Annotated in this window: 13 protein-coding genes; 3 read left to right on the top strand and 10 right to left on the bottom strand. The window is 67.7% G+C overall.

The genetic code is table 11. The features are described from left to right. Nucleotides 1-462, top strand: a 462-nt coding sequence (locus tag WFI52_RS10800; RefSeq protein WP_336626305.1) for a pentapeptide repeat-containing protein, incomplete at its 5' end; no start/stop codon positions are given. Between the two features lie 390 nt (nt 463-852). Here WFI52_RS10800 and WFI52_RS10795 read toward each other — a convergent pair. The 5 genes from WFI52_RS10795 to WFI52_RS10775 all read right to left on the bottom strand — a co-directional run bounded on the left by WFI52_RS10795 (nt 853) and on the right by WFI52_RS10775 (nt 4,753). After that, nucleotides 853-1,437, bottom strand: a complete 585-nt coding sequence (locus WFI52_RS10795) for a PIN domain-containing protein (RefSeq protein ID WP_336626306.1) — start codon at nt 1,435-1,437, stop codon at nt 853-855. A 25-nt stretch (nt 1,438-1,462) separates the two neighbouring features. Further along, nucleotides 1,463-1,924, bottom strand: coding sequence for a helix-turn-helix domain-containing protein (locus WFI52_RS10790; protein WP_281653554.1), 462 nt, complete (start codon nt 1,922-1,924; stop codon nt 1,463-1,465). A gap of 212 nt (nt 1,925-2,136) precedes the next feature. Then, the gene (locus WFI52_RS10785) at nt 2,137-2,988 is read right to left on the bottom strand and encodes a DUF4194 domain-containing protein (RefSeq protein ID WP_336626307.1); all 852 of its coding nucleotides are present in this window, start codon (nt 2,986-2,988) and stop codon (nt 2,137-2,139) included. Further along, nucleotides 2,985-4,436, bottom strand: coding sequence for a DUF3375 domain-containing protein (locus WFI52_RS10780; protein WP_336626308.1), 1,452 nt, complete (start codon nt 4,434-4,436; stop codon nt 2,985-2,987). The genes WFI52_RS10785 and WFI52_RS10780 overlap by 4 nt, the downstream gene beginning before the upstream one ends. A gap of 65 nt (nt 4,437-4,501) precedes the next feature. Beyond that, a complete protein-coding gene (locus WFI52_RS10775; protein ID WP_336637412.1) occupies nt 4,502-4,753 on the bottom strand; it encodes a hypothetical protein in 252 nt (83 codons plus the stop codon). Between the two features lie 333 nt (nt 4,754-5,086). Between WFI52_RS10775 and WFI52_RS10770 the strand changes: the two genes are divergently transcribed. Both WFI52_RS10770 and WFI52_RS10765 read left to right on the top strand, forming a co-directional pair. Beyond that, a complete protein-coding gene (locus WFI52_RS10770) occupies nt 5,087-5,389 on the top strand; it encodes a hypothetical protein (protein WP_336626310.1) in 303 nt (100 codons plus the stop codon). Between the two features lie 59 nt (nt 5,390-5,448). Beyond that, nucleotides 5,449-6,858, top strand: a complete 1,410-nt coding sequence (locus WFI52_RS10765; protein WP_336626311.1) for an IS1380 family transposase — start codon at nt 5,449-5,451, stop codon at nt 6,856-6,858. A 188-nt stretch (nt 6,859-7,046) separates the two neighbouring features. Here WFI52_RS10765 and WFI52_RS10760 read toward each other — a convergent pair whose 3' ends face one another. The 5 genes from WFI52_RS10760 to WFI52_RS10740 all read right to left on the bottom strand — a co-directional run bounded on the left by WFI52_RS10760 (nt 7,047) and on the right by WFI52_RS10740 (nt 12,013). Beyond that, nucleotides 7,047-7,982 carry an aldo/keto reductase gene (locus tag WFI52_RS10760; RefSeq protein WP_336626312.1) on the bottom strand — a complete coding sequence of 312 codons (936 nt, stop codon included), beginning with the start codon at nt 7,980-7,982 and terminating at the stop codon, nt 7,047-7,049. A 24-nt stretch (nt 7,983-8,006) separates the two neighbouring features. Then, nucleotides 8,007-8,873 carry a class II fructose-bisphosphate aldolase gene (locus WFI52_RS10755; protein ID WP_336626313.1) on the bottom strand — a complete coding sequence of 289 codons (867 nt, stop codon included), beginning with the start codon at nt 8,871-8,873 and terminating at the stop codon, nt 8,007-8,009. After that, a complete protein-coding gene (locus WFI52_RS10750) occupies nt 8,870-10,069 on the bottom strand; it encodes an FGGY family carbohydrate kinase (RefSeq protein ID WP_336626314.1) in 1,200 nt (399 codons plus the stop codon). Before WFI52_RS10750 ends, WFI52_RS10755 begins: the two co-directional genes overlap by 4 nt. After that, complete coding sequence (locus WFI52_RS10745; protein ID WP_336626315.1) at nt 10,066-11,088, bottom strand: 1-phosphofructokinase family hexose kinase; 1,023 nt, start codon at nt 11,086-11,088, stop codon at nt 10,066-10,068. Before WFI52_RS10745 ends, WFI52_RS10750 begins: the two co-directional genes overlap by 4 nt. Nucleotides 11,089-11,176: 88 nt before the next feature. Continuing rightward, the gene (locus WFI52_RS10740; protein ID WP_336626316.1) at nt 11,177-12,013 is read right to left on the bottom strand and encodes a sugar phosphate isomerase/epimerase family protein; all 837 of its coding nucleotides are present in this window, start codon (nt 12,011-12,013) and stop codon (nt 11,177-11,179) included. Nucleotide 12,014: the final 1 nt, after the last annotated feature.

Raw genomic sequence — 12,014 nt, 5'->3', positions numbered from 1 at the left:
GACGGGGCAACCCTCAACTTCGCTGGCTGCGACCTTCGCGACGCAGACCTTAGTCACACCAACCTCCAGGGCGCAGACTTCACCAAGGCGCGACTCGGAGGGGCCAACCTCGAGGGCGCAAACTTGAGCGGAGCGCACTTCGAAGGCACGTCACTCTCGCGAGAGCAGTCTTACGGCTTCTACGGCGCCCGACTCACCAAGGCAGTGCTCGACGGGGCAACCCTCAACTTCGCTGGCTGCGACCTTCGCGACGCAGACCTTAGTCACACCAACCTCCAGGGCGCAGACTTCACCAAGGCGCGACTCGGAGGGGCCAACCTCACCAAGGCCGACATGCGTAGAGCAAATCTCAGCACAGTGGATTTGAAGGGGACCAAGCTCAACGGCGCGGACATGCGCGGAGCGATCCTCAATGGATCTAGCGTGAATCTCGCCTTCACCACCGATACACGTTGGGTCTAGCAGCCACAACTGAACGAGTGGGTTGGGGAACCACGTTCCGGAAGGCCGGCCCCGAAACCGTCGCCTCTGTCGCGCCGACTGTCATGTCTCAGGACATCGGTGACGTTTCGTGGCAGAAACGTGGCAGAAGCACTTTCGACACCTCGCCCGACAAGCAGGAAATCCGCGGAATTCCGCGGGTTTCGAGCTGAGACTTGAGAGCGGAGACGGAGGGATTTGAAATCGCGCCGTTGGTAATCGAGGTCAACTGAAACCGCGTGATCCTGCGGGTTCTGACCTCGCCGGCATCCGCTTCGATCAGGTCAGTTCGGTTCGATTCGTGGCAGAAACGTGGCAGTGATCGACGGGCGTTGCTGTGGCCGCGGGCCGCCTTCAACGCGCGATCTGAGCCTACGCCGACTCGGCTTCAGTCATCATGTCGACGGCTTCGATCATTCCGTACCTGTCTCGCAGAGTCTCGAGAATCTCGCCGACGGCAAGCGTCGCGCCGTAGCGGCCAGACCGGCTCGCGATCTCGTGCACCGCGGCGAGCGCGAGCCGCGGGTTGAGCGCGACAGTGTTCTTCGCGAACTCCCTGGCGCTGAGCACCTGGATGCCCGGCGGAATCCGGTCGGCGGGGAAGTCCTTGAGATTCTCGGTGACGATCGCGCCGGCTCCCGCGGTGACAGCCGCAGCGAGCACATGCTCGTCGTCGGGATCGGGCAGCCCGAAAGTACCCTCGAGCGGTTGCCACCCATCAACTTCTGCGTCGGCGAACTCTCGGCGCATCGCGGCAATGAGGGTCGCGGCGCGGCGGGCAGCCTCCGCTACAGGCATCCCACGCTTCACAAGCTTGGCTTCCTCGTGGAACTGGAGTTCGTCGAGAATCGCCGAACTCCATGTGGGTCGGTAGGTGCCCTCGATGGCGAGGGAAAGAAGGAAGTCGCGCTGCAGGCTCGGCCACAGCACGCTCGTGTCGAGAGTGGCCGTGAACATAGCGCAATCCTGTCAGGCGACGATCTCAGGCTCGGACGGCCCGCTTCGCTGCGACTGCCTTCCGGGCCGCTTTGAGGTCCTCGAGCGTCTGCTCGATGTTGTCTTCGTCGAGGGTGTCGCGCGTGGCGGCGAGCATGTCGTACTGGCGAGCGCGGCGTCGCTCCCGGTACGCGAGGAGATCCGCGAGGATGACGCGGCGGTGCGTGCCGGCCTTCTCGAACGGGATCTCACCTTCGTCGAGCAGCTTCACGACTGTCGGGCGGCTCACGTTCAGCAGATCCGCCGCCTGCTGGGTGGTGAGCCGTGTCGCCTGCGGCACGACGGACACCGCCAGCCCGCTCTGCATCGCGTCCACGATCTTGCGGAGCGCGAGGTAGACCTCTTCCGGAAGCTCCACCTGGTCTCCGGGGCGTGCGCCCGCGAGGAAGTACCGCGGTTCGGGAAGAGCTCGACCGGCGGCCTCGTGAGCGGTGAGGAAGTCCAGCACAGGAGCGAGCTGGTCGCCCCTACTAGGGAGGTACGTTTCTTCAATAACGGCAGCGCGAGCCACGGGAATCCCCCCAATACACGTGAACGCAGGAGATTGCGTTTGTTGCGATTAGAGTAGCACGCGCCGTCGACACAGTCGCAGGGAGGGCGACATCGCTCGACTTTTGCGTCGAGATCCTGATCAGGTGTTGCGCGTCAGCCATCTCCGCCTCAGGTCCTCGAGCGTGCGGACTCCGACCGTGTGGACACGCGCGGTGCCCGAGCGGGCGCAGTCACCGCGACGAGCGCACGCGGCGCCACGTGACCGGTCGGCCAGGATTGATCGTCCGCTTTCAGCCGATAGATGACAAGGCGGCCATCGGCGTCGTCCACCAGACCGGCCTCATCGATGACGTCTTCAAGGCCGCCGCCACGAAGGTAACCCTGCGCCATGTCCGATCGCCCGACCAGATGGTCTCCCAGCGCCTCGAGCGCCGACCTGGGCGGATCGGTGTTGCTCCTCAGGGGTCCGGCACATTCCGGCCGCCTTACTCGCGCCTGCCTGCGCGTGCCACTTGAGAGAAGCGGCCGCCATCCGGGCAGATCGCGGATGAGGATCGCGCGGTGGCATCCTGGACGGATGTCTTTGGCTCGCGACATCCCGAACGTCCTCGCCTCGAGCTGCTCGAACACCTCCGCCTGCCCGACGATCACCCGACCGCGACCCTCCTCGCTCAGCAGCGTCTGGCGCAAGACAAGCAGCATTGCGGTGTCGAGGAACGTCAACGCCTCAGACCGCGCTGCCTTCGGGGCGTCCTCGGACGGAGCGTTGCGGACGAAGGCGAACTCGTTGTCACGATCGATGACCAATTCGAGGAACAGGTCGGCAAGCCGGGAGCGGAGGACAGCCTCGTCGGTGAGCAGCACCGCCCACAGCTGCGCCTCGCGCGCGCCGGAAAGATACGGGCCACGCACCCGACGCAGCAAGACCCGCCGCGTGCGATCAGGGAGCTCGCCGGCGTCGCCACGCCAGAGGCCAGTGTGCTCGTCGGGGGCGACATCCGCCGTGGTCGATTCGGTCATACCACCGCTCCTGTGAATCGGTGCGCGGCCACAATCGCCGCACGCGGAACTCCGTCGGCGCCCTGCCAAGCGAGTACCTCGGGATCATCGTCAACGGTGCCCTGCTCGGCGGCGATCGAGAGAAGTCCGATCACGCTGCCGACCCCCTGCGTCGCGGGGTATCGAGCAAGGACATCTGCGACGGTGCGCGAGGGCACCTCGGCGAGCAGGTCGTTGACGTTCCGGGTGAGTTCGTCGAAGTCGATCTCGGTTTCGCGAGCGATCGCCCGTAGCTCCTCGAGGCTCGCGAGGGATGTCGTCTGCGTGATTATCTCTTCGGTGGCGGCGAATTCGGCGGGATCGTGAAGGTCGATCCCCCCGACGCTCGACAGCGCGACAGCAGAGAGGTCCAGCGTGAGAGACGTCGGATGCCACGGACGCGTATGCGCGGCGGCTTCCACCCCCGCGTGCTGAGCCTCTCGCAGAAGAGTTCTCAGGACCCGGTCGCGCTGGTAGTCCTGCGACTGCACGTAGCGGCGGAGCGCCCGGGCGAACAATGTGATGACGTCGTGGATCTCCGCGCTTCGCCCCTTGAGCGTTGTGAGGAAGGCGCGCAGTGCCCGGCGCTCATCCGAGGTGAGGTCGCGAGCGAATCCGCGGTCGAGGATGCGGCGGATGTCGGCCTCGAACGCCGCACCGAGTGCAGGGTCAAGGACGAGCTGGGAGAAAGCAGCGAAACTGCGGCCTGCATCCGATTCGGAGATGTGGTCGATTCCGCGAAAGACTTCGTCGACGACGGCCGCCTGAGAGACATCGGACTCGACGATCTTCGCCCGCAGCGATGCATTCAGCATCTCGAACTCAGCACGCACCCGAGCAAAGTCGTCCGGCACGTCCGCCGCCTGCGCCAGCACGTCGCGAACGCGCTCGAGCGCCCGGTCTTCATCGATCGCGGACTCGTCACCGGAACGCAGGCTCTCGATCCGCCGCTCGATCGACTCGATCTCTTCCTCGAGCAGCGCGATGCGCGCTGACACGTCAGGATCGGTGTCGATCGCGAGGCGACGGACCTGCGCCGCAAGACTCGCAAGCCGAGACTCGGTCACACTCGAACGCGGGGCGGCACGCCCCTGCAAGAAGCGGATCCCGGCGATCGCATCCGGGGAAAGCTCGAGCGTCTCACCCCGCGCTTCCGATGACGGCCGACGCACCAGGAAGCCTGCCGATCGCCACTCCCCGCAGTACCCCTTCGCAGTCAGCGGCAAGATCAGCCCCTGCGCGCGGAGCCGCTCGAGGTCGGCATCGATCCGCTCGTACAGCTCCTCAGCGTCGACTCGGCGTTCGTCTCCGCCCAGGTGGGTGCCGAGAAGACCGGCGACCACGGGTGCGCTGTCGGCTCGAAGCAGCTTCCACGCCGCATCGCGCTCCGCAAGCTGGGCGAGCTCGAGAACCTGGGCGACGGCGGGCACGCGTCCATTCTGAAGGGACACGCCCACATCCGTTGACGCGGCGGCAGCGGATAGCTCGGGCTGAGTCACCCGATGAGGTAGACCATCCCGCGACCGTCTGTCGCGAGCGACTCGACGAATTCCTGTGCCCGCGTGAGGTAGTCGAGGACGTAGCGGAGCTCGTCGTCATCGTCGGCTCCGTGCCGACTTCGCCAAGTGCTCGCCCACGTTCGCACCTGGTCCTCGTCGATCTCACAGAGGTCGTCCCGAATCGAAGGCACCTCCTCCGGGAGGATCGTCCTCACCCACGGGTCCCAGCCCCTGTCGTGCATCGTCACGGGTCAAGTCCCGTGGCGTGGTGTCATTCCGTTGGGTCAAGTCCCGTGGCGGGACTTGACCGCCGCGCCGGCTTCGTGTCCGAGCTTTCGCTCGGCTTACACGCCGACCTCACGGGGGAAAGATTCGCGACAGCGCCGACGGCGAGCATGGCGAGGCATCGCGCACGCGCCGATGCAGGAAAGGTACAGCTCATGTTCCGTCGCCCCCGTCGTGCTCGCGCCGCCGCACCCGTGGCGATCACACTTGTCGCCGCACTCGTCGCCCCACTGGCGCCGGCTTCGTCATTCGCGGCTGCCCCGGCCGCGGCCTCAACGGCACCAGCGGTCGGCGGGATGGCGGACGAGATCCAGCGATCTGTCGCCGAGAACGTTGCGGATGCTGCTGCCCCCGAACCACCCGCGTGCACCACTACGTGGGTTGGCGCGAGCAGCGGCGGCAACTGGGCTGATGAAGCCAATTGGAGCGGCGGCCTGCCTGAGGCAGAAGACACGGTGTGTATCCATGCCGAGGACGTCAGCATCGGCGAACACACGATCGTCGTCGCCGCAGGCATCGTCGCCGATACCCATTTAGCCTCGATCCACCGATGGGGAGGCTTGCTGAGTTGGCGTCGTAACGCAGAAATGCCCCTCTGACCAGGAAGAATAGAGCTTGTCTAGGGTCCTATTTCCCGAGTCGGAGAGGCATCTCGTAGGTGCACTTCAAGCATGCTCCCGTTGCCGTGTCGGCTGTGTTCGATGATCCGAATCTCGTGTCGGTCGCGGGGCTGGTCCCGATGCTCCGTCTTGCCCGTTCTGCGGGGCTTGATGAGCTCGCGCAGTCGCGATTGAGCGTCCCGACGGACAAGGGTGCGAACGCCGGCGGCAAGGTGATGGCGCTGGTCGCGGGGATGCTCGCTGGCGCGGACTCGATCGACGACATGAATCTGCTGCGTCATGGCGGGATGGGCCGGTTGTTCGATCGGACGTATGCACCGTCGACGCTGGGCTCGTTCCTGCGGGAGTTCCGGTTCGGGCACGTCCGCCAGCTCGATGCCGTCGCCTCACGGACGCTGGTGAACCTCGCATCGGCCGCGCCGCTGCTGCAGATCCGGGACGGTGAGCGGGTGATGGTCGACGTGGACGACACGATCATCGAGGTCCACGGATACCAGAAGCAGGGAGCGTCGTTCGGGTACTCCGGCGTCCGCGGCCTCAACGCCCTCGTCGCGACAGCGTCGACGACGACCTCAGCGCCGGTGATCCTCGCCCAGCGGTTGCGGCAGGGGAAGACCGGTTCCCCGAAAGGCGCGGCCAGGATCGTCGCCGACACCCTCGCCACGCTTCGCCGCATGGACCTGGGCAGCAGTGTTCGGCCGTTGCTGCGGGCGGACTCCGCGTTCTACGGCCACGCCACCATCGGCACCGCGATCAAGGCCGGCGCGGACGTGTCCGTCACCGTTCGGATGGACCCCGCGGTGAAGACGGCGATCGCGACGATCCCCGAGAACGGGTGGGAGACGATCGAGTACCCGAACGCGATCCGTGACGAGGTCACGGGCCGGCGGATCTCGAAGGCCGAGGTCGCCGAGGTGCCCTTCGTCGCGTTCCGTTCCCGGAAGATCGCCGAACGGGTTGAAGGACGACTGGTGGTCCGACGGATCCCAGACCTGAACCCCAAGCAGGTCGAGCAGCCGACCTTGTTCGACAGCTACCGGCACCACGCGTTCTTCACCACCACCGACAAGCAGACAATGGGAACCGTCGCGGCGGACAAGGCCCACCGCGGGCACGCGATCATCGAGCAAGTTCACGCCGACCTGAAGGCGGGCCCGCTCGCTCACCTGCCCTCGGGAGTGTTCACCGCGAACAGCGCATGGCTCGTCCTCGCCGTGATCGCATTCAACCTCAATCGCCCCGCTGGACTCATCGCCGACCGAGGCGGGCGGCTCGCCCGGGCAACGACCGCGACGATCCGCCGCACCCTCATCTCAGTGCCGGCACGACTGGCACGGACGGCGCGCCGCATCATCCTGCACCTGCCGGACGCCTGGCCCTGGCAGACCGCGTTCGACCGACTCTTCACCGCGACGCACGCACCACCACCACCGGCCGCGGCCAGCTGACCACCGCCGCCACCAGCGGCACGACCGAGAACGAAGTGGACAACCGGGATGAGACGCCCGGAACTCACCCCTGCCCGCAGCCGATCACACCGCGCCCATCACGCCGACGCCACCCGCCGAAGGCTCATCGGTGGATCGAGGTTAAGAAGCTCCGAGATCAGATCGATAGTCATTCCACCTGCCGGGCCTCACGGCACCCGGTGACCCGCCGCACGGAAGAGCTCATACCACTCTGCGCGCGTCAACGGGATGTCCGAGCCGCGAGCCGCGTCGGCGACCCGCTCAGGGGTCGTCGTCCCGAGCACCACCTGGATGACCGCGGGGTGACGGGTGATCCACGCCGTCGCGATGGCAATCGACGGGACGTCGTATTGGGCGGCGAGCCGGTCGATCACCGCGTTGAGCTCGGCATACTCCGGCGACCCGAGGAAGACGCCGGTGAAGAACCCCGCCTGGAACGGAGACCACGCCTGGATCGTGATGTCGTTCAGGCGGCAGTAGTCGACGACGCCGCCGCCGTCCAGGTCGATCGACTGGTCGACGCCGACCATGTTCGCGGCGATGCCCTGAGCGATCACCGGGGCGTGGGTGATCGACAGTTGCAGCTGATTCGCGACGATCGGCTGTCGCACGGATGCGCGAAGCAGATCGATCTGGCGCGGGGTGTGGTTCGAGACGCCGAATGCCCTGACCTTGCCGGCGCCTTCCAGCTCGTCGAAGGCCCGGGCGACCTCGTCGGGCTCCACCAGCGCGTCTGGTCGATGCAGCATCAGGACGTCGAGGTAGTCGGTCTGCAGCGCACGAAGCGACCGGTGGACGGACGCGACGATGTGCTCGTAGGAGAAGTCGAAGTACGGACCGGACGGGACGATGCCCGTCTTGGTCTGCAGCACGACGGAGTCCCGCTCCGAGGGAGAGAGGCGCAGCGCCCCGGCGAACCGCTCCTCGCATTCGTGCAGGCGCCCGCCGTACACGTCGGCGTGGTCGAAGAAGTCGATGCCCGCGTCGCGCGCGCTGGCGACGAGCGTGCGGATCTCGTCGTCGGTCTTGCCCGCGATCCGCATAACGCCGAGGACGACGTTGGGCACGAGCCGGCCGGTCGGGCCGAGGGGGATGGTGCGCATGGCGCTGTCCTTCCGTTGGTGGGTCTAGAGGTCGGAGCAGGCGCGCGATTCGTCGCGCGCATCCGGTCGTAGCTCGCCGAGAGTACCGGCGACCCGGGCGGCGAGGGCCGTACGGCCGGCACCGAGGTACAGTCGCGGGTCGGATCGACCCGGCGCATCTGCGAGCGCGCGCCGGACGCCGTCGGTGAATGCGATATTGAGCTGGGTCCCGACGTTGACCTTGACGATGCCGTTACGTGTCGCGGCGAGGAGGTCGTCGGGGCGCACACCCGACGAGCCGTGCAGCACGAGAGGCACGGGGACGGCTTCATCGATCCGCCGCAGGAGTTCTAGGTCGAGGGTCGCCGATCTGTCATGCATGGCGTGCGTCGAGCCGATCGCGACCGCGAGCCCGTCGACGCCGGTGTCCGCGACGAACGCAGCGGCCTCGGACGCCGAGGTGCGCGCGCCCGTCTGATGAGCCCCCTTGCCGCCCACCTCGCCCAGTTCGGCCTCGACCCACAGCCCTTCACCGCGGGCGAAGGCCGCGGCATCCGAGGTGACGGCGACGTTCCGTTCGTAGGGCAGGGCAGCCGCGTCGATCATGAACGAGCTGAATCCCAGGTCCGCCGTCCGGCGGCACAGGTCGGTCTGCGTGAGGTGGTCGAGGTGCAGCGCGACGGGAACCCCCGCCGACTCGGCGACCGCACGCATCCCCTTGGCGATCGCGCGCGGGCCGCCGTGGTAGGCGACCGTGTTCTCGCTGAGCTGCAGGATCACCGCATCGCCGGCCTGCTCCGCGCCCGCGACGATGCCCTGAGCGTGCTCCAGCTGGATGACGTTGAACGCGGCGACCGCCGTGCCGGATCGCTGCGCTGCCTCGATGAGCTGCCGTGTCGTCGAGAGGGTCATCGTCGGCTCCTTTCCGGCGCCGCGAGCATCGCCGCGCCCTTTCCGGACAGCTCGGTCTCCGAAGCGAAGGAGACGGGGACGGAGAGGGCCTCGCGCCGTATCCTCCGCCACGCGGGCTGAGTGGCGGGCAGCCCGCCGATCACCACCTTCCGTGTCGCGATGCCCGAGGCCTCCGCCTGTCGTGCGATGAGAGCGGCGGATGCGTCGGCCTGGCGATGGAGCTCGTCTTCGAGCTCGCTCGCCGCGTGACTGCGTCGGCTGCCGGCTGGATCGTCCAGCTCAAGGTATAGCGGGTCGAGGCTCGCCAGGCCGTGCCGGGTGAGCAGGCCGGCGATCCGCCGGCCTGATCGGCGTGATCCATGCAGGTAGCCCAGGCCCGGCGTGACGAAGAATCCCCGCTCCAGCCCATCAGCCGGCCATGCGGCGACAGCCTCACGGTCCACCAACTGCAGCACCGACTCGGACGTGCCGACCGAGACGAAGACGTCGCCGGGCTCGGCGGCGCCCGCGGCCAGCGCACCGCAGAAATGGTCGTGACCGCCGGCGTGCACGACGATGTCGTGCGGCAGGCCCCAGGACGCCGCAGCAGCGGGCGAGATCGGACCGAGCGGTTCGCCCGATTCCACGAGCCGAGGGAGGCGACCGACCTCCTCGACGCGGTTCTCGGCGACGGCAGCGGCATCCCACTCGCCCGTTGGCGCGATGAAACCGGTCCTCGAGGCGTGCGACCGATCCATCACCGAGAGTTCGGCGGCCAGACCCGCCAGGCGCATCGCGATGTGGCTCCCCACATCGGTGAACCCCACGGCCCGCGCGACCAGTCCCGGGTCGTTTCGCCGAAGGAAGGCCAGATGCTCGCGGCTCAGCTGCTCACCGCTGCGAGCGTCGTCAGCGCGATCCAGTGCGTACCAGCACGGGGTCGGGCCGACCGATCGACCGTCGTCCCCCAGCAGCGCGATCTCCTCGCCGATCGACGCGACCGACACCGCCCGAATGCCTCGACGCAACTCGTCGGGCAGCGTCCGTGCCATCGCCCCGAGCGCATCCCAGACCGCGGCGTGGTCGCGGCGTTCGACGGGGCCCGGTACGACGGGAGTCCGCACCGACGCACCGCTCACGAGGACGTCGGCCTCGGCGTCCCACACGACGAGCTTGGTGCGGGTGGACCCGACATCGACGCCGAGGTACAGCGTCACGAGCGCACCTCGGCTGCGGAGACCTCGAGCGCCGAGAAGCGCACCTGCGCGGCGAGGGCCGCCAGCTCGGCCCCGGGCTGTAGTCCCGGCTCGAGCTGCGACGCGTTCACGGCGCCGCCGGCGGCCGCAGCGGCGAGCGAGTCCGCGAAGCTCCCACCCTGGCTCGCGGTGGCCAGAAACGCCGCGAAGAAGGTGTCGCCGGAGCCGGTCGCGTTGACCACGTCCACGCCCGGCGCGGTCACCGACCACATGCCGTCCGCGGTCGCCGCGAGGAAGTCCTTCGGCCCCATCGTGACGACGACGATCGAGACGCCGCCCGAGATCAGCGCGGCGACATGGCCGACGAGATCGGGGACATCCGGATCGCCTGACGCGCCGTCGCCGATCGCGGCGCGGAATTCCTGCCCGTTGCACTTCACGAGCCACGGTGTCGCGGTGACCGCGGCGCGCAGGACTTTGCCGCTCGCGTCGATCGCCGAGTACGCACCGGCCGCGTTCGCCGCCGCCACGATCCGTCCGTAGGAGTCCGCCGGCAGGTCGGGCGGCAGGCTGCCCGTGCACGCGACGATGCGCTCCGCCCCCAGCCGCTCGCTCACGGCATCCCAGAAGGTCTGCCTCTCGTCGTCGGTCAGCGGCGGGCCGGGCTCGTTGAACACGGTGGACCGACCGGTCTTCGACTCGACGATGACCGCGGTGATCCGCGTGTCCGCGGCGATGGACGTGTGACGGTCGTCGATCCCGAGCTCCCGGCACTCGGTCCGGGCGAGCTCGCCGGCAGCGCCGCCGAGGAAGCCGAACATCTCGACGTCAGCGCCGAGAACACGGGCGCTTCGCCCCACGATGAACGACTTGCCGCCGGCTCGGGCGTGCACGCGCCGCACCCGATGGACAGACCCGGGTTCGAGCTGACCGATCACCTCGAGCCGGTCCATCGCGGGGTTTGGCCCCACGATCATGAGGGGGTCACGTGCGCCCGTCGGCCAGCGGCGGGGATTTGGCGGGATGTTAGTGCTCGTCACGGTGAATACCTTTGGTTCAAATGTAAAACAAGCAAAACATAAGAAACCAAAGCTCGTCAACTCGACGCAAACTGCCGGAATATGGTCGTCAGCGAGCCGACATCGCTGTGATCACGGCGTCCTGGCACTGCCGATGCGCGGCGAGAGGCTCGCGCGAGTAGGCCGCGCCGAAGATCTCGAACGACATCATCCCGGTGTATCCGTGGGCGTCGAGCACGCTCAGGTAATGCCCGAGCGGAAGATCGCCGTCGCCCCACGCCCGGTGGCCCGACGGCGCCCCGTCGACGAGGTGGACGTGCGTAATGCGATCGCCGAACGCCTCGTAATAGCCCTCGACCGTGTCGCCACCCGCCGCCATGGCGACCGTGTCGAGGGCGATCGTCAGGTTGGGGTGGCTGACGTCGCGATCCAGAGCCGAGAGTGATGCCAGGTCGTAGACCAGGTTCGACTCGCTGCGCTGCAGGGACTCCACGACGCACCGCACGCCGAGCGTCGCGGCGTAGTCGGCGACCTCGTGGAGACCGTCGATGCTGCGCTTCCACGCCTCGGCGACCTCCTCGTCCTCGCGTCCGCGCCCGGGCGTGAGGAAGAGGACCTCGCCGTCGAGTTCGGCGCAAAGCTCGGCCGCGCGGCGGAACATCCGCACGCTCGAGGCGCGCAGCCAATCGATCCCGGATGCGAGGTTCACCGGGTACATGACCTGTTCGGGCGTCAGGCAGTACAGCCGCTGGTCCCGCTCGCGCAGCTGCCCGCGAATACGACGCACGTCCTCCGCGGTGGCCTCCGGGATGTGGAAATGGGGCGCGATGCCCCACAACTCGATGCGACGACGGTCGAGCTCCACCATGTCGTCGAGGAACCGCTCGAATGCGAAGTTCTGATAGACGAAGTTCGTTCCGGTGATCTGCTGGGGGGCAAGTGCCATG

The sequence above is a fragment of the Microbacterium sp. MMO-20 genome (assembly GCF_037147735.1).
Lineage (GTDB): Bacteria > Actinomycetota > Actinomycetes > Actinomycetales > Microbacteriaceae > Microbacterium.
Note: the sequence above shows the minus strand (reverse complement) of the source record. Positions and strands in the feature narration are given on the sequence as shown.